Source organism: Elusimicrobiota bacterium, assembly GCA_041658405.1.
Taxonomy (GTDB): domain Bacteria; phylum Elusimicrobiota; class UBA5214; order JBBAAG01; family JBBAAG01; genus JBBAAG01.
The window spans coordinates 35707-54538 of record JBBAAG010000002.1 but is presented as its reverse complement, the minus strand read 5'-3'; the positions used below and the strand labels follow the sequence as shown (position 1 = coordinate 54538).

18 protein-coding genes are annotated in these 18832 nt (G+C 44.2%); 9 read left to right on the top strand and 9 right to left on the bottom strand.

Annotated elements, in window-relative coordinates; translation table 11 throughout:
• Nucleotide 1: 1 nt before the first annotated feature.
• The 5 genes from WC955_00905 to WC955_00885 all read right to left on the bottom strand — a co-directional run bounded on the left by WC955_00905 (nt 2) and on the right by WC955_00885 (nt 4140).
• Entirely contained in the window at nt 2-706 is a 705-nt protein-coding gene (locus WC955_00905) for a response regulator transcription factor (protein ID MFA5857604.1), read from the bottom strand.
• Between the two features lie 9 nt (nt 707-715).
• On the bottom strand, nt 716-1051 hold the full coding sequence (locus WC955_00900) for a hypothetical protein (protein ID MFA5857603.1): 336 nt from the start codon (nt 1049-1051) through the stop codon (nt 716-718).
• Between the two features lie 65 nt (nt 1052-1116).
• On the bottom strand, nt 1117-2298 hold the full coding sequence (locus WC955_00895) for a gliding motility-associated C-terminal domain-containing protein (GenBank protein ID MFA5857602.1): 1182 nt from the start codon (nt 2296-2298) through the stop codon (nt 1117-1119).
• 6 nt (nt 2299-2304) lie between these two features.
• Nucleotides 2305-2892 carry a sigma-70 family RNA polymerase sigma factor gene (locus WC955_00890; protein ID MFA5857601.1) on the bottom strand — a complete coding sequence of 196 codons (588 nt, stop codon included), beginning with the start codon at nt 2890-2892 and terminating at the stop codon, nt 2305-2307.
• A gap of 132 nt (nt 2893-3024) precedes the next feature.
• Nucleotides 3025-4140, bottom strand: coding sequence for an AAA family ATPase (locus tag WC955_00885; GenBank protein ID MFA5857600.1), 1116 nt, complete (start codon nt 4138-4140; stop codon nt 3025-3027).
• Between the two features lie 257 nt (nt 4141-4397).
• Here WC955_00885 and WC955_00880 point away from each other — a divergent pair, with 257 nt between their 5' ends.
• From WC955_00880 to WC955_00840, 9 genes are read left to right on the top strand one after another with little or no spacing between them, the layout of a single operon-like run.
• Nucleotides 4398-5606 (top strand): argininosuccinate synthase, encoded by a 1209-nt coding sequence (locus WC955_00880; protein MFA5857599.1) that lies wholly within the window; start codon nt 4398-4400, stop codon nt 5604-5606.
• A complete protein-coding gene (argH, locus tag WC955_00875) occupies nt 5603-6946 on the top strand; it encodes an argininosuccinate lyase (protein MFA5857598.1) in 1344 nt (447 codons plus the stop codon). The genes WC955_00880 and argH overlap by 4 nt, the downstream gene beginning before the upstream one ends.
• Nucleotides 6943-8277, top strand: coding sequence for a TolC family protein (locus WC955_00870; protein ID MFA5857597.1), 1335 nt, complete (start codon nt 6943-6945; stop codon nt 8275-8277). The genes argH and WC955_00870 overlap by 4 nt, the downstream gene beginning before the upstream one ends.
• Nucleotides 8274-9254: a patatin-like phospholipase family protein gene (locus tag WC955_00865; GenBank protein ID MFA5857596.1), complete on the top strand. Its 981-nt coding sequence runs from the start codon at nt 8274-8276 to the stop codon at nt 9252-9254. Before WC955_00870 ends, WC955_00865 begins: the two co-directional genes overlap by 4 nt.
• Nucleotides 9251-10237, top strand: coding sequence for a tetratricopeptide repeat protein (locus WC955_00860; GenBank protein MFA5857595.1), 987 nt, complete (start codon nt 9251-9253; stop codon nt 10235-10237). Before WC955_00865 ends, WC955_00860 begins: the two co-directional genes overlap by 4 nt.
• Before the next feature lie 21 nt (nt 10238-10258).
• Nucleotides 10259-11515 (top strand): diaminopimelate decarboxylase, encoded by a 1257-nt coding sequence (lysA, locus tag WC955_00855; GenBank protein ID MFA5857594.1) that lies wholly within the window; start codon nt 10259-10261, stop codon nt 11513-11515.
• A 39-nt stretch (nt 11516-11554) separates the two neighbouring features.
• Nucleotides 11555-12367, top strand: a complete 813-nt coding sequence (dapF, locus tag WC955_00850; protein ID MFA5857593.1) for a diaminopimelate epimerase — start codon at nt 11555-11557, stop codon at nt 12365-12367.
• Between the two features lie 40 nt (nt 12368-12407).
• Nucleotides 12408-13286, top strand: a complete 879-nt coding sequence (gene dapA / locus WC955_00845; protein ID MFA5857592.1) for a 4-hydroxy-tetrahydrodipicolinate synthase — start codon at nt 12408-12410, stop codon at nt 13284-13286.
• A gap of 23 nt (nt 13287-13309) precedes the next feature.
• Nucleotides 13310-15928: a beta-galactosidase trimerization domain-containing protein gene (locus WC955_00840; protein ID MFA5857591.1), complete on the top strand. Its 2619-nt coding sequence runs from the start codon at nt 13310-13312 to the stop codon at nt 15926-15928.
• A gap of 3 nt (nt 15929-15931) precedes the next feature.
• Here the strand turns inward: WC955_00840 and WC955_00835 are convergent, their stop codons facing one another.
• Genes WC955_00835 through WC955_00820 form a run of 4 tightly spaced genes read right to left on the bottom strand, consistent with a single transcriptional unit; the run spans nt 15932 to nt 18477 of the window.
• Nucleotides 15932-16645 carry a SprT family zinc-dependent metalloprotease gene (locus WC955_00835; protein ID MFA5857590.1) on the bottom strand — a complete coding sequence of 238 codons (714 nt, stop codon included), beginning with the start codon at nt 16643-16645 and terminating at the stop codon, nt 15932-15934.
• 2 nt (nt 16646-16647) lie between these two features.
• Nucleotides 16648-16887: a hypothetical protein gene (locus WC955_00830; protein MFA5857589.1), complete on the bottom strand. Its 240-nt coding sequence runs from the start codon at nt 16885-16887 to the stop codon at nt 16648-16650.
• Nucleotides 16884-17909, bottom strand: coding sequence for a helix-turn-helix transcriptional regulator (locus WC955_00825; protein ID MFA5857588.1), 1026 nt, complete (start codon nt 17907-17909; stop codon nt 16884-16886). Before WC955_00825 ends, WC955_00830 begins: the two co-directional genes overlap by 4 nt.
• Nucleotides 17884-18477 carry a DUF6036 family nucleotidyltransferase gene (locus WC955_00820; GenBank protein MFA5857587.1) on the bottom strand — a complete coding sequence of 198 codons (594 nt, stop codon included), beginning with the start codon at nt 18475-18477 and terminating at the stop codon, nt 17884-17886. The genes WC955_00825 and WC955_00820 overlap by 26 nt, the downstream gene beginning before the upstream one ends.
• Between the last annotated feature and the right edge of the window lie 355 nt (nt 18478-18832).

Genomic DNA, 18832 nt, shown 5'->3' with positions numbered 1-18832 from the left:
TCTACCCCCCCCCCGTATACATTTTCACGTCGATGTTATCCGGGGCATATCTGTATCCGTTCCCATACACGGCCTCGATTATTTTTCCATGGTCATCACCAATCTTTTGACGTAACCGCATTACTTTCATATCCAATGCGCGGGACTCGTCCGACAGGAACACATTGTCGTTTGGATACAAATGTTTGAGTATCACCTCGCGGGCTAGGATATAACCCGGGTAGCGATCGAAAAGTTCTAGCAGCCTAAACTCTTGACTCGTTAATTGAACCGTTTTTTTACATATCTGCGCAGTCCCGGACTCTTTGAATAACCTTACAGTTTTCTTTTCCTCACGAACAGTTTTCATACGGTGGCATAGTACCGCAACGATTTCCTCTTCACTCACAGGTTTCGTGATATAGTCCGTTACGCCCATGTTGTACAACCGTTCACGATACTTTTTATCCCTAAAATTACCCAGAACAATGACAACGGCCTCGCCGCGTAAGTTTTGTTTATTCATCACGGACACCACCGCCGGGGCGTTTGTGTCCGCTAACGCGTGGTTTAGTAAGATAATATCGTAGCGCATCCGTATGAGTTTGCGGATCGCTTCTGCTCCGGTAAACGCTACTGCGCAGTAACAGCCGTTCCGCAGAAATAGTTCGGTATACTTTTCTATTTCTTTTATGTTAGTGTTAACGAGCAACACCTTAGATTGCATCCTGTACAGCTACTCCTGTTTTTTGTATTTAACTACGTACGGTTCGGCTTCATCAGGTAAAAGTACCGGAATTTTTGGGTTGACCGCATAAACTTTATCGGTTAGAAGGCTTTTTAATGATGTATCTGTAACAACGAACATGTTCACCCCGTTATCTATACACAATTCTACATCCGTCTTTTCGGGATTTGTTACTACTTTCATATACAAATCCCGCCCGTTGGTCGACAGGATATCCGCGTCGTTGTTTGTAGAATCTTTATCCGCGAGTTCGTAATACCACCCGTGGCGGGACAACATTGCGCAGAGTTGTTTTACAATCGTGTCCTTAACGTTTTCCGTCATCTTTGATGATCCTCTATTTACTATGACACCGGAAAACATATTTTTGTACAAATTTATTAACTAATTTATTTTGCAAGGATTACAGTACCGCGTACTGTGTTTTCCCCAACGGTAAGGACAAAAACGTAAATCCCGCCGTCTAGAAGATTGCTCGTGTCGTCAGTCCCATCCCAGGCAGGAACGGTTCCTGCGAAGATATTAGCGGTTCGCACTAACCGTCCGGGAATTGTGTAGATCCGGAGTTTATTTTCTGTTGTTGCCGGTGTTACGCTGTCTGCATCAGTAGTTGCTCCGCGATAATGAAAGTGCGCGGTATCGTTCACCCCGTCGTTGTTCGGCGTAAATGGGTTCGGTGCGGTTTCTATATACTCAAACTTTTGTGGTTGTTGTTTACCCTTCGCTAACGCAGATTTTACATCCACGTTTTTCGCCGGTGTGTTAACGATACACCCAAGCTGTTCCGCGTTGTACCCGTGAGTAACCGCGTCCTTGACGGTACGCGCAGCGGTTTGTTCGCCCATACCTTTATCTACCAACGACCTTACGATTGGCGCGTATTCAACCATTTTGTCCGGCGGTATTGACGGCGAAACTTTTTTCTCTATTTCCGACGCTAACGGTACCGCAACCGTTTCCGTATGTATGCCCGTTGTAATCCCAGTATTATAATTATCCTGTAAACGTAAACTTGTCGTTACTTTCTGCGTATCCTTACGCGCATTTGCAATATTTACTGGTATCGTTGGTACGGGCAGCGTTTCTGCAACAGTATCCACGCGGTATACTACGTGTTCCTGTTTTCCGGTAGACACCGCCACGGGTTGTTTGTTTATTTGCGCAACATCCGTTTTATTCACGATTTGCGGAGTTATCCGCGAACGCTGCGGGATGTATAGTAGTTTAGAGTATATAAACAGTATCGCCGCGCATACCGTTGCGCCTGCAATAATACCGTGCGGGAACAGTTGAAACGGTACGCGTTTTCCCTTTCTGGCAACGGCAGAAGTATCAAAACGTTTGGTTATCAATCGCTTAAGCCTATCCTCATACCCCGCGCGAGGTGTTGCAACCGCGGTAATACTTAGCATATCTTTCATTTTACGTAGTTGTTCCATGTACTCTTTACATTCAGTACACGTGGCGATATGAGCTTCCACTTCACGCTGTTGCGCCAGGATTATCTCACCGTCGATATACCACGATATGAGTTTCTTATACTTTTTTGCGCACATAATATTTTTGTCCATAAAAACTTATTTTACCTCGCTCTTTGCTTCTTCACAGAGAACGATTTTACGAAAACTTTCCCGTGCGGAATGTACCCGCGGCTGCACTGTACCTCGAGAGAGGCCGAGCATTTTTGCTGCGTCACCCATGGTGTACCGTTCGATATCACAGAGGACAATGAGGATACGTTCGTCTGGCTTCATCTGCGCGAGCGCGCGGTGTACCACGTCTTTAGTCTCAACATCCTTTTCAAACGTTTGTTCTACAGGCATCAACTGTTTACTCACATACTTATCCTCGTTGTCCGTAAACAAGTCCAGCGGGACCATCATCCTAAACTTTTTCACAATCTCATACCGCACACGGTTTTTGTACAAGTTAACTGTAATTTTATGCAGCCACTGCCTTATCTTTGTACGGTCTTTTATACTGCCGCACTTTTTACAGGCTTGCATCAGTGTGTCCTGTGTAAGATCCTCCGCGTCGTAACGGTTACCTATGAGCTTATACGCGAGGTTATACACGTCTTTGATAAACCCCGTGATTTCGGTTATTAATGCTGAGTTATCCTGCCCACCACTATCCAACACACCATCCTGTCTGTCTCTATACATATTGACACCGTTTTACGCAAAAATGTTCATTACTTCCGAAAATATATTGTATAACAACACAAAAGCAATGTCGGGTAAATAACGGACAGGCTTCTAAAACCACAAGAAAGATAATAGAAAAAAATCATGATGTTACACAAGTTTATACAGCAACGTTCCAGCCTGCGCGACACGGATTCCGTCCCGGGTTTGAAAATCTTTTATTCCAGCTGCATGTATTTGCCATGCTTCTGCCTGCGGGAATTTGCGTTTGAGGTACACCAATGTTTTGCTAACTTCGGTGTCATCCCATTTGGCTTCGACAAACATTACCGGCTGGCCGTCGGTAACGACCACGAAGTCCACTTCGTTGCCTTCCGTATCGCGGAAGTACCGGAGTTCCGTGTTTTCTCCGCGCGTGTCTTCCAAAAAGTTTACCCATTTCAGTAAATGCACAGCTACCATGTTTTCAAACCGTTTCGGTATATCTTTTACGAGCGTCCAGTCAAGATGGTAATGTTTACGTTCTTTTTTCACTGCGCGTATTCGCGGCGCGCCAAACGGCGCGAGCCGGAATACAGCATATAACCGTTCAAGGATGTCCATCCATTGTGTCAACGTTTTGTGGCTTACCTGCAAGTCTTCGCGTAAAGCGTTAAGCGATAATGGGCTTCCAACAAGTTGGGGTAATCGTATGACAAGAAGTTCCAGCGTACCAATATCCTGTACGCGTTCCAACGACGATAAGTCTTCGCGTATTAACCGTGTGCGGTATTCGCGAGACCATCGGGCCGCATCGACTTTTGTTCCCGCAAGAAAAGGTTCAGGAAACCCGCCAAGCGTAAGCAACGACATAAAATCTTTCTGGCTGGTAATCCCAAGCTCCGCTATGGATAGCGGATGTAACCTCAGAAAGTGGTAGCGTCCTTGTAAAGAATCGCCGCTGTATCGGTAAAAATCCAACCGCGCGCTGCCGATGACTAAAATCTTCTTTGCCCCGTTCACAACCTGGGAGTCGTACAACCCTTTTAAATAATTGCGCCACTGGCGGTACTTGTGTATTTCGTCAAACGCGTACATTTCAACAACCGGAAGTTCGTTCTTCAATATCAGTTCGCGGTGTTCAGGAATGTCCCAGTTAAGGTATCCGCGTTTGTTAGCCAAAACTTGTAACGCTAACGTGGTTTTCCCCACTTGCCTGGGCCCGCCGAGGAATACCATCTTTTTTCCGAGGTCGTCAATTACTTGCTTATTAAGATATCTTTTCATAATGGTAAAAAATATACCAAGTGTTTTGGATAGTAGTCAAATAAAATCACGCGTGTTTTTGACTATGGTTGAATTTACACGGATTCTAGTACTGTGTAGTTTCCCCATTTCCCTGTTTTTTTGTATAAGAAGTTGAATACAAAGATATTTTTGGTGAAACTCCACTTCAGTACTAAATTGACTTCCCGTCTCTTATTGTAATACAATACACTTTATTGTTATAACAAGTTTTTAATGTAGGAAGGGACAAATTAACCATGGGTAGTAATCCAAAAAAAATAGTGTTAGCATACTCCGGTGGACTGGACACATCGGTGATCGTGCATTGGCTGAAACAAAAGTATGGAAGCGATATCATCGCGGTAACCGTTGAAGTTGGTAATGTCGGTACCCGCTCACAGCTTGCAAAAAACGCGCGTACCGCCGGTGCTGCTAAGTTTTACTATATTGACGCCCGGGATGAGTTTGTTACGGACTACATATACCCCGCAGTAAAAGCCAATGCTGTATACGAACAACGCTATCTCCTGGGCACCTCGCTTGCCCGCCCGATTATCGCAGCGAAGATGGTGGAAATCGCAAAAAAAGAAAACGCAGATGCCTTGGCTCACGGTGCAACCGGCAAAGGTAATGACCAGGTACGGTTTGATATGGCATTCTCAACACTTATGCCGAAAGCAAAGATTATAGCTCCCTGGCGTGACTGGGATATTAAGTCACGGACTGAAGAAATTGAGTACGCTGAAAAGTATAATATCAAAATCCCGATCACCCGGGAGAAACCTTATTCATCCGACGAAAACCTTGGGCATATAAGTTTTGAAGGCGGTGTTTTGGAAGACCTCAAGAACGCACCGAAGGATGATATGTTTAAGTTAACGTTATCCCCCAAGACTGCGCCAAATAAGCCGGAAGTTGTTAGTATAACCTTCACCCGTGGCATCCCTGTGAAAGTTAACGGTAAAAAGTTAACCCCCGCAGTGTTGATGTCGGTACTAAACAAAATAGCGGGACGTAACGCCGTAGGGCGCGTGGATGTCGTAGAGAACCGGTTAGTCGGGATAAAGTCGCGGGGTGTATACGAAAGCCCGGGGTTGACGTTGCTCCATACCGCGCATTTTGATCTTGAATCAATAACGCTTGACCGTGAAACCTGGCATTATAAACTCGGGTTATCCCAAAAATACGCGGAACTTATCTACAACGGCCAGTGGTTTACCCCGTTGAGGTTAGCCCTGGATAAGTTTATTAATTACACCCAGGAATCTGTTAACGGTACTATTACTATGGAACTCTATAAAGGCAATACCAAAATACTTGCCCGTGAATCCGCGGACTCTCTGTACTCCGCAAAACTTGCAACATTCGAGGAAGAAGATGTGTATAACCAGAAAGATGCGGAAGGGTTTATCAAACTTTTTGGATTACCCACGCGTAAGGCTGCGCAAAAGAGGTTTATGAAATGAAGAATAAACAGGGGGATGTAACACAAACATTTGTGAAAGCAGAAGATAGTTTCCTTGCAGCATACGATGTTGCGGGTTCAATCGCGCATGTAAAGATGCTGGGTAAACAAAAAGTATTGAAACCCGGGGAAGTAAACATAATTGTTGCCGGGTTATTCAAAATATTGAAAGAAATAGGAACCTCACCCTCAACCTTCGGGCGGTATGATGAGGATATACATATGGCAGTAGAAAAACGCTTGATCCAAATCATTGGCCCCGTTGGGGGTAAGATGCACACAGGCCGCAGCCGGAATGATCAGGTAGTACTTGACATGAAACTCTTCACTAGAGACGCTGTTTTTGAATGTATTGAACTTATTACTAACCTGCAAAAACGTATAATTACGCTTGCTGAAAATAATATTGGGATCATAATGCCGGGGGTAACGCATCTACAACCCGCACAGGCAATCCTTTTTGCGCATCACGTACTTGCGTATGCGTGGATGCTTGAACGCGATAAAACAAGGTATTACCAATGCCTTTACCATTTAGATGAATCACCGTTAGGCGCTGCTGCGCTTGCCGGGACAACGTATCCGCTTGACCGTAAAGCCGTAGCGCATGCACTCGGGTTTTCGCAGGTTACTCATAATTCTATAGATACCGTCAGTAGCCGTGATTTTATTACAGAATACCTTTCTGCCGGAGCTATGTTGATGGTAACGCTTTCACGTATGGCTGAAGATATTATTATCTGGATGTCACCCCAGTACGGGTACGTATCTATCGGGGAACAGTATACCACCGGGTCATCAATAATGCCGCAAAAACGTAACCCTGACCACCTGGAACTTATCCGCGGAAAAACTGCACTGGTTATAGGAAACCTCACTGCTATGTTATCATTGATGAAAGGATTACCGTTGTCTTATAACCGTGACCTCCAGGATGACAAAACGTGTTTATTTAATACATACACAACCGTTAAGGACAGTTTATCCGTTATGCAAGGCGTTATAGGCAGTATGAAAACTTACCCACAAAAAATGCGTGCAGCATGCGGGAACGGGTTTATTGAAGCAACTGACCTTGCGGACTTCCTTGTTGGGCAGGGGATACCATTCCGCCAGGCACACGGGTATGCGCGTAAACTCGTGGATTCCTGCATAAAAAAAGGATGCCGTATCACGGAACTTACGGATGAGGAATACAAAACATTACTCCCGGCATACAATAAAAAGTTAAAGAAGTTTATTGAATTAAACACGATGGTCAACCGCAGGAATACTTATGGCGGGACATCAACAAAATCTGTCCGCCATCAAATCACGGAACTTAAAGAACTAACAAAATGAGCTTTATTTCGCCTATACGTTTTATACCCGTAATATCGCTGCTAACACTTTTTTGTGTCAATGCATACCCTGTTGAGAACAATGATAGATTTATAGATATCAACACCTGTGTCCGCCTGGGGTTGATCAATAATACTGATATAAAAATTGTGCAGAAAGATGTGGATATTGCAGAACAAAAGGTTTATGAAGCCGGTGCGTTAATATATCCCCGTGCGGAATTAAACTTCAATTTTTCGCGTTACGACGCAAAACAAATGTTTTTACTACCCCCTAATTTCGGGTCAACCTTTTTACCGCCAAACCTTAAACCGGAACCTGAAGCCAGTGATTATTATTCCACCCGGATATCGGTATACCAGGATATTTATAGTGCAGGACGGCATCTAGGGACATTGCTCACAGCTAAGGCAAGCCTTGACCGTATGAGGAACCAGTTGGCGCAGTTAAAAGATATCGTTGCGTATGATATTAAGCAAGGCTATTACCAAACAGTGTACCACTCATTACGCATAAAACGTTACCGCCAGGCATTGACGGTAATTGAAAAAAGTATTGCGGACTACACATCAAAACTCAGGAATGCCGGGAATGAAGACCTTTCCCGTGCACAGGTGTTACTCTCAGAACTACGGAGCATGTATTACCGTGCGGAACAGGACTTCCGTGCGGGAAAGTTAAAACTTAACCACACTGCCGGGCTGGATCTCGCAAATGATTATATTTTGGATGAAAATCTGAAGTATAAACCCGTAGATGTTGAGATCAGCAAATGCCTTGCCTGGGCATTCCGTTACCGCCCGGAGTTAAAACAGATACGCGCTCAGGAAGATATTGATGCGGTATCCATTAACCTTGCGGTTGCTCATAAGTATCCCACAATATTTTTTGGGTTCAACTACGAAATTGCAGGCGATGTTTTCCCATTCCCGGAAAAAAACTGGAACGCCACGGTAAACATCAACCTACCGGTATTCGACGGCTGGGCTGGTAATATACGGCAACGGCAGGTTGAAATTAACGCAGAAAAAGGGCGGTTACGCCGGGGTGAATACGAAAACCTGGTTGAATACGACGTCCGTGCAGCGTATAATGTTATGGCATACCGCCAGAACGATGTTAATATCCGTGATACCGCAGTGAAAGAACAACAGAAAGTCGTGGATGCATTAACCACAAAATTAGCGGGAGCTGATACTCAATTAATACAGTTTATACAATCACAACTTGACCTCTTAACTTCACAAGATAAATATTTTCAAGCTATCACCGACGCAATGGCCGCACGGGCGAAGCTTGAACAGTCCATGGGTAAAAGTATTGTCGAATGAGCTGGTATAACAACAAAATATTTGTTACTGCTTTATACGGTTATATTTTATCCCTCCTTTTATTGCTATCAGGCGGGACGGCGGGTATTGCTTATGCTATGGATGAAGAAAATATCCTTCGCGATTTTATATGGCATGAAGTAACGACCTTACCCGTAGAACAAAGAATAAAAGTCGGGCTCACTCTCGGGGGGGGCGGTGCACGCGGGCTTGCGCATATAGGCGTACTCAAGGTTTTTGAACAGGAAAATGTGCCGGTAGACATAGTTACGGGAACAAGTGTTGGCTCACTAGCCGGAGCGCTGTATTCCAGCGGGTATCCTATAGAAAAACTTGAACGCATGGCGGATGATATCGGGTGGACAAACCTTACCAATATCGGCCCGTCTACGGTAGTTGAACTACTCTTAGGGCAGCGGTTATTATCAACAAAACGTATGGAAATATTTCTTCAACAACATATCGGGGATAAAACATTTGATGAGCTCAACAAAAAATTCGCGTGTGTAGCAACTGACCTGCAGACCGGTGAACGCATAATTTTCAGGGAAGGCAAAGTTGCGATAGCAACGCGCGCATCCGCAACAATACCCGGCGTATTCCAGCCGGTTAATTACCGCCACAGGATGTTGATTGACGGCGGGATTGTGAATAATTTACCTACGGATATTGCCCGTGCGCTTGGCGCGGATGTTGTTATTGCAGTATCTGTGGAAGGCGATTTTTCTAAGAACAACGTTAATAACGTCCTGCTTGTCTTAAACCAATCAATATCTATACAAGGCGGGTTATTGCTGCAACAGCAAATGTCCTACGCTGATGTCGTCCTCATCCCTAATGTCGGGGATGTAACAATGGTAGAACTTTGGCGCGGGAAGGAATGTATAGAGTCCGGTATGCGTGCCGCACGGGAAATGATGCCGAAGGTAAAAGCTGTGATAATGGACCGTACATTTAAGAAAGAACTGGTAAGATGAAGATTATACGGCTGGGCTACGTTTTTTTTGTACTTATAGTATTCAATACCCAAAATCCGGGGGTAATAAATGCTGAGAATAAAGTAAAGATTATCTTTAAATTAGCCGACCCTGTGGAGACCGCGTTGAATGAAATGCTCTCACAAAAACAGTATGCCAAATTAATAGAATACTGTAACCAAAACATTAATATAACGAAAAGCAGGAAGAAAAAAGGCGTCTTACTCTCAGCACTGGGTGATATGTATTGCACAATAGAAAAGTATGACCTCGCAATTGAAAGATACGCAAGAGCCGTGGAATTCGATGATAAAAACTGTGTATACTGGGAAAAACTGGGTTTAGCATACTATTCCGCAGGCTTACCGGAAGACGCGAATAAATGGCTTACCCGCACGGTGAAATCACAAAAAAAGAATGGCAACGCAAACTTTATGCTTGGGAAAATATTACTTGAAGGGCAGAGGTATGAGGATGCGCTGGTATACCTCATCCACGCAACGGAATTATTGAATACCTGCGACGCTTATGCTTTACTGGGTGAAGCTTATTCTCTCACTGGTGACCATCCACGTTCAATAACCGCACTAAGAAAGGCTATTTCCTTAGACTCAAACCTTAAATACAAGTATTCCCTGGCTCAGTGTTATTATCATAATAGAGAATATGATAAAAGTAACGAAATACTGTCAATGGTGATAGCATCAACCCCCTCTGCTGCGGGGATTGAGGAAGCATACTTCCGGCGCGGGTTGATAGCATACAAAAATAATTTTTTTGGTAATGCATGTGCGGACTTCAAAAAAGTGTTAGAATTAAAGCCTGCCAGCACTGCCGCGAGGTTGATGCTGGCATTAACGTATTATCGTACAGCGGATTATGATACGGCAGTATCTTTAGCGCGGGAATTATCGAAAGGTAGTGCCAGTACGTGGATAAAACAGTATGCCACAATGGTGATAGAACGGATTGAAGGAAAGTAAGGAAAGGGTTTTTTTGTAGTTATGATTAATGACAATAACAGAAACATTAATTATCAAGGTGCTGATTTATACGTTGAAGATGTCCCGGTGAAAAGTATTATCGCCAAGATCGGTACACCTGTGTTTATCTACAGCGGTAAGCAACTGGAAGAAAATTATATAACATTTTCTTCTGCATTTAAGGCTGTGAACACCCTGGTGTGTTACGCATTAAAGGCGAATAATAATATTCATCTGGTAAAAAAGTTAGCCGCAAAAAACGCAGGTGCTGATATAACTTCGGGCGGTGAACTATACGCAGCGTTGAAGTCAGGCGTACCGGGTACCCGCACTGTTTATGCCGGTGTGGGTAAACGCGATGACGAGATTGTGTACGCGTTAAGGTCCGGGGTGTTACTGTTTAATATGGAATCCATAGCTGAGATGGAACATATTGACCGTATTGCCGGACGGATAGGGTTACGCGCAAAGGTGGGGTTCAGGTTTAACCCCAACGTTGACGCTCATACACATAAACATATCACCACAGGAAAGAATGAAACTAAGTTCGGGATTTCTTATCCCTCAATACTTGACGCATACCGCCTGGCAGGGAAGAAAAGGAATTTGGATGTAGCAGGTATTCATTTGCATATAGGGTCGCAGATAACCGAACTTGGGCCATTCAAGCTTGTCGCGGAGAAAGCTGAGATGCTTTACCGCAAACTATGCTCAATGGGGTTTGACATACGCTATATTGACCTCGGAGGCGGGTTGGGGATACGGTATGATAACGAAACACCGCCGGTACCTTCGGCACTGGCACAGGTTTATGCTTCGAAATTCAAAGATATTCCCGGGCTCACACTGATACTTGAACCGGGACGGTATATCGTTGGGAACAGCGGGATTTTGGTGACATCCGTATTATACGGCAAAAAGTCGGTACACAAAAATTTCTTGATTGTTGACAGCGGTATGTGCGACCTCATACGTCCTGCGTTATATGATGCGTACCACGAAATTGTACCCGTTAAAAAAAGTAATGGAAAAAAGGTTATGGTTGATATCGTTGGGCCGGTATGCGAAACCAGTGATTATCTCGGTAAGGACAGGATGTTGCCGTTTCTCGCTTCCGGAACAGCAGTCGCTGTGGGTAATGCCGGGGCATACGGGTTTATGATGTCATCAAACTACAACGCGCGTCCCCGTGCGGCAGAAGTTATGGTTACAGGCAGTAAATGGAAACTTATCCGTAAACGCGAGACTGTAAACGATATATTTTCAAAAATTGTTTAATAAAGTTAACGCTTGGAAAACAGGAGTTTGTACAAGAACATGAGTAACGCTAAAGTCCTACATTTTTGGAAGATGCAAGGTACCGGCAACGACTTTGTTGTATTTGATAACCGCCGGGGTAAGTATAAGAACCTCGCTAAATTAACTGTGCGGTTATGCAACCGTAAGACCGGTATCGGCGCGGATGGAGTACTGGTTGTTGAGAAAAGCGCGATACTGGATTTCAAGATGCGCATATTTAACTCCGATGGCAGTGAAGCTGAAATGTGCGGTAACGGCGCACGGTGTATCGTAAGATACGCATATGAAAACAGTATTATCGGTACGACAACAGCGTTTGAAACAAAAGCCGGGACTATTGAAGGACGCGTGATTGATAGCCAGTGGGTGGAAGTAAAACTTACCGACCCGCATGGTATTAAACTCGGGCTTGAAATCATAGCTGGCGGGCGGAGGTACACCGCGTATTTTGTTAATACCGGCGTCCCGCATGCGGTAATATATACCACACAACTTCAGAAGGTTAACGTCAACGGCCTCGGGAGACTGGTACGATACCACAAAAAATTTTCTCCAGCCGGGACTAACGTCAATTTTGTGCAGATAGAAGACGGGCATACAATAAGCGTGCGTACATATGAACGCGGGGTGGAAGCTGAAACTTTAGCTTGCGGGACCGGCTCAACCGCTGCGGCAATTATTTCCGGGGTATTAAACAAAGTTGAACCCCCGGTAACGGTTATCACAAGCAGCGGTGAAAAGTTGAAGGTAAAGTATAATTTAGATAAATTAGGGTTGGTATATCTCACCGGTAAAGTCCAGACATCGTTTACCGGCGAGATAAAAATTTAGATAATATTGTTCTAACACAAAAGAGAAGGAGTATTAAAAAATGTTAAAAGGATCCTTTGTTGCGCTTGTAACACCGTTTAAAAACAATAAGGTGGATGAAGAAAAATTACGTGAACTTGTGGAGTTTCAGATAAAGAACGGTACCAACGGCCTGGTCCCCTGCGGGACAACAGGCGAGTCACCGACATTATCGTATGAAGAACATGAACGCGTGATAGAAGTTGTAGTGGAACAGGCAAAAAAACGCGTACCTGTAATCGCAGGTACCGGCGCGAATTCCACAACTGAAACTATTGAGATGTCAGAGTACGCGAAAAAAGTTGGAGCGGATGCTGTCCTACTGGTTGTACCGTATTACAATAAACCCACACAAAAAGGATTGGTCCTGCATTTCAAAAAAGTAGCGAAGGATGTTAATATTCCTATGGTAATCTATAACATCCCTGGCCGGACAGGTGTTAACATGCTGCCGGATACTATTATAAAAGTAGCGAAAGAAACAGGTTTAGTTGTCGGTGTGAAAGAAGCGTCGGGTAATGTCGACCAAACATCGGAACTAGTTAAACAATTCGGTGATAAAATACCGGTATTATCCGGTGATGATTCATTAACGCTGCCGATAATGTCCGTCGGCGGGTACGGCGTGATCTCTGTACTGGCAAACATTGCGCCTAAAGATGTACATGACATGTGCGCTGCGTACCTCAAGGGCGACCTAAAAACCGCACAGGCGTTACATTTAAAAGCGTTTACACTGATAAAAACATTGTTTATCGAAACTAACCCTATCCCGATAAAAACCGCAGCGGGGATAATGGGCTTATGCAGTGACGAACTGCGGTTGCCATTAGCGCCGATGGATGATGCAAATAAAGAAAAGTTAAGAAAAGAAATGTCGGCCTACGGATTACTTAAATAAATCATTAATGGAGAACCGTTTGAATGAACAAATTAATACGCGTTGTTGTTATTGCAGCTACGTCAGCACTGTTATATCCACAGATAACACACTTATTTGCGGAAACAGCTATCGCAGTGAAGAAAGCGGATGCCGTGGTTGTTAATAAAACAGGAATAACAAAACTGGCTAAAGGACAAAAGGCGGACTGGAATAAAATTGTACCAATAACAGGATTTTATCTTAATAACGGCAGCGGTAACCTTGCAGTACGGCAGACTGAAGTAAGGGTAACCTACGACGATAACGCGTTGTTTGTTCAGTTCAAATGCGAAGAACCAGAACCCAGAAAAATTGAAGCGACGGTAACAATTAACGGGAGTAATGTCTGGAAAGATGATTGTGTAGAAGTATTTTTATCACCCTCACCGCTGGAATCATTTCATTGGGTATTAAACACCAAAAACGTTGTTTATGTGAACCACGAAGTTGTTACTGAAGACCAAACCGGGAAAACATCGGATGAAAAGTGGAAGGGTAATTTTAAGACTTCTACAAAGATAGATAAAACCTTTTGGACAGCCGACTTTGTAATGCCGTTCACCGATTTTGGCGGTATTAACGACGAGTACCGCATAAACTTTACCCGGCAGGTACCTAATTCTATGGAACAAAGCACATGGTCTCCCATCCGCGGGAAGTTTAACCAGCCGGAACGATTCGCCACATTATCGTTTAAACACAACTATATTGAACGCCTGGATTACGGCGATATGGAACCAACGAACTACGGGGTCAAACGCGACCGTCCGGTTTTTGATGAAGTGTTGTACAACGAACCGGGAAACTACGCTTGCGCGTCGTGGAACCACGACATACGCACCGCACAATTGCCGCAGTATATGCAGGAACAGTTTAAAAAAGATCCTAAAGCATACGAAAAACATTTACGGTCATACCTTGACCAACAAGTGGAATGCGGAATGCTGATCCCTCACGGGTCAAGCGCGATTTTCAATGAGTACCGCAAAAAGTATAATGCCAAATCATGGCTTATGGTAGAAACCTCACCTGTTGCGGCAGTTGCAGAAAAGAAAGGTTCGCCTGTAATACATCCAGCTGCTGGAGGGAGAAAACGCCTATTCCTCGCGGATCCTGTTTATGTTGACGTCGTAATTGAAGCACTGAAAAATATTGTTACTACCCACAAAGAAACTGGCGCAGTATATGTTTACCGCGGAGTGGACGAGCCGACTTTAAGCCCGGCAGGGCCTGAATTTATCGATATCATACCGTTTTGGATAAACGCGCAGGTGGAAGTCAAAGAAAAGTATGGCTACGGAAAATACGGTATCCCAGTACCATCAATAAAAGGAGCTAATGTCGCTAAGGGAACAAAATTTGTTACAACCAAACCAGATACTGACACGCTGTTAAGTTGGCTGGCATATAACCGCTGGGCAAGTGATAAATTTGTAGAATCGCGTATACGGATGAGAGACGCGCTGAAATCCATCGACCCCACAGCGTTATGGCAACCCTGCGACTACTGGTTTATGGGCGGGTTGTCTATGTACGATTACTGGAAAATGGCGCAAACAATGGACCTCGCGTTATGCGATCCGTACACCACATCGGCGGATGAAGCGCATGGGCGTACCCGTGGCCGCGGGATTTATAACCACGGGTTCGGCACAAAATTTTTGAACGATATCGGTGGGAAGCCGGTATGGACTATTATGCAAGCATTTTTTTATGACGGGTACAAACCGTTGCCGGAAGATATCCGCGAATGGGCAAGCCAGTGTATGAAGACCGGTGCGGTATGCATAGAATACTACGCGTCGGACGCGCCGATGGTAACCGACCCGCCGCGATGGGAAATGATGAAGCACGTATCAAAAACTGTTACCACGATGAAGAAAATTAAGTTTCCTGAGAAAACATCAACCGCAATTTTTGTATCCCAGGACACCAATCTCAGCGAAGTTAACTCGATCTACGCAGACGAACTTTACACAATTTATGCGTGGTTAGGCGAAAAACTTGGCGTGTGGTTCCGGTTTATTGCCGACGATAAAATATTGGATGGCGCGGATAAACTTGAGGACTACAAAATTATCTATGTTCCTTACGCGTGGCTGCAGCGGGAAGAAGTGGTCAAACGTTTACGCGACTGGACTTCGGCAGGCGGGACACTGGTTGTCGGGGATTCGAAAGCGTTTACCCTAGCGCCGGACGGAACGAGCCTCGCGAAGTATCAGGAAGAACTTTTTGGCGTGCAAGTCGGGGACGAGAACCTGAGTGATGCGTTGGTAGGCACGGGGACGGATGCGTTGAAATCGATGAAAGCCGGGCAGAAGTTTGTGTTATACAAACCCCAACGCCGTTCTACCGGATGGACCAACACAGCAGTAACCGTAAAAGTGGTAGACCCGAAAGCGACGGTAGCGGCAACGTTATCCGACGGTAATCCTGGTGTGGTGATTCGCGGGTTTGGAAAAGGAAAAGTTGTGTACTTCGCAGCGAATCCTTTCTCCCCGCAGTCAATCCGCGGTGTACCCGGCTGGGAAGATGTTATTAAAGAACTTGAGATATCGGCCGGGGAACAGTTTAACTTGCCGATCTGGCGGTTTATGCTGCCGGATATCGCAAAAAAATAGAATTTAGAAAAAGTATTTATACCCTTCTCTACGCAACCGTTCACGGCGGGTGTCGTAGTCCGGCATAATACTGCCGAGTAGTTTCCAAAACTCTGTAGAATGATTCTTTTGTATCACATGACACAACTCGTGGGCTGAAATATAGTCTACAAGCACTATTGGCGCCATTACTATCCGCCAGTTTATGCGTATATGCCCCTTACTGTTACAACTACCCCATTTCTTGGTTTGATTCGCTACAGTCAACGGCGGGAGCGGGAGGTTGAGTTTCTTACAATAAATCTCTACTCGCCGCACCAACACTTTCCGCGCTTTTTGTTTGTAAAACTCTTCTATTAACACACGGATTAACCGCGGATGGTTTATATGTGTAGTTTCTACAACGATATAGTTACCCAAAAAAAACACTTCATTTATGTTTGACTCTTCTACCAATAAACGATACTGGCGGTTGAGGTACGAAAACGCTTCGCCGGAAACAAACTCTTTCTTCTTCGGCATCTCGCCAAGCTTGTTTATGTATTCCATCTTATCAGAAATCCATTTAGCTTTTGTTTTCACGATTTGCTGGATTTTGGGCAACCCAATATATCGCGGTACCCGGAGGTAGACGCCAAGGTAAGGGTCGACAATGATGCTTATGGTTCGCCGGGCGCTGCGGATGATGCCAAACTCAATATTTTGGCTACCAAACGTTACCACACTTTTTTCATCCATTTTCAATTCCCGAGCCGCGTACGGGCTAAGTCCATAATTTTTGTGGCTAACGCTTCGAGCTCGTCGTAACTATACCCGTTGGCTGTACGAAACATCCATTCGGGTTGTTCAATCAATTCTGGAACTTTACCCTTTTCTATATTCACTATTTTATTTAGTTCAATAGTTCCCCAGTCCACTGGGATTTCCCCGGCCGGCGTTTTCTTTGTTTTATGACTAGTATTAAAAGTTTTTAGTTTCATAATTTCTCAAACAACCTGTTCATATCCGCGAAAAAAACATCCACGTACTGTTCCCCAAGATAAAACTTGGGATTCGTCAAAACATTGTTAATCCCAGCGGCTTCAATTTTATATTTCACTTCATCCATAACCTCACGTAGTACCGACGATAATAACAATTTGCTATACCCGTCGGCTTTCTCCCCGCTGATTTTTAACCATATAATCTCTAATGCGCGGAACACTGCCGGCCAGGTTATCCACTCCACATGCCTATCGTGTAGTTTCAGGAATTCATGCCATCTGGTTTTATCAAGGAAATACTGTTTTTCTTTTCCTTCCGGCCGCATATTAACGAGCCCGGAATTCGACATTTCGATAAGAATATCCTGTACCGACTTAGGAGCGTAATACAAATCTCGCGCGATTTCCCTGGGATGCGCGTACTCGTGTGTTAATAAGTACAAAACAATGTCCGCGCGAGTACGTACCCCGAATAACGCGCGAAGTTTGAATATAACATCGCTGCCGTACCGATAATATACCGGCAAAGTGTGCTCTCTCAACTTCACCGGCCCGCGCAGGTATCCGTACTTTTCGAATATCGCGTCAGCCGGGCCAAACTGTTCCATAGCGTTCCCATCGCGGAAATAAAAAAAGTTTTTTTTGTCCGTAACATTATTGGCAGCAGGCAGTATTTTTTTCCACTTCAAGAACCGGTACTTACTCGTAGTATTCAAAAACTCGGCGATTGCCGGAATAATATCCGCGTTTACAAACATTTCTTTTGCAATAATGTTTTTCAATCTCTGGATATTGACAACTTTACCGTTAATGTACAGCCAGTTCAACATTTCGTCAAACAACCGGCTGTCGTAACGGCCAAACAGGCAGGTTGCGGGGATCAACGCTTCTGGATCCACAACCCCTTTATCTTCAACATCAATAGTACCGGGAACCCCGAGTGCCGTCCATTGCCGCCAGAGGATGTTGGTAATTTTATAGATATACGCTGTTTTAAATTCTATCAGCGATTGTTTCATATCCTAGCCTTCTTACAATGTATTTAATATCATATTTATAATTTATTCTTGATTCGTGTCCGAGTATCCAGTCAACAGCGTTTTGAATTTCTACTGCTGTGGGCTTCAACTCCTGTAAATCATCAAAATGTTTAGTTAGTTTAGAATCCGCAGCTGCAAGTAATTTGAAACATATTTGGTCTTCCCTGCCAACAAAATACACTGTCAAAGACTTACCGTATTTTTTTGGGATCAACCTTGATTCGAACCCTTTCGGTAACCCGTCTTTGACTATATGTGAAAACTGTGTATTCAACCAATCAGTATCTAACCCCAAGTTAGCCGCTACTTTGTCTTTTGCATCAATTACGGCTTCCGGTAATTTTGCGCATTCTATAATATCAACTAAATTGTTTGAAATTATTGCAATAACATCCACATCTTTTGTAACCACCCTCTGGGTTATCGTACCAGTAATAATAAGCGCCGCACCGCCGCATACCACCAAGTTAATGGGCGATACCGTATTATTGGCTTCAAGCAACACTCCTAACATTACTAAAGGCTTATCTATATCAATATTTTTCATATCTAATTATATACTCACACATCCATTTTAGATGTATCAGTATATATTATTACCACTTTCCTTTATTTTGTCAAGTTTTATTATCCTAGTCATACCCCAGCTATTTCAAGTACTCGTTCATTTTCTTCTCAGCGGCATCGCGTTGTTTCTCAAGTTCGCGCAGTTTCGCAAGCGCGTCCTTTACGTCAACGACCGGTTCCGGTTCAGTAATATCCACGTACCGGCTGATGTTGAGGTTATACTCGTTACCCCGGATTTAGTCTAATTCCACGACCCGCGCGAAACGGTCCACGTTTTTGTTTTCCTCAAATACTTAAACAATTTTTGTGTTATCCTCGTCCCGCAGCTTGTTTTG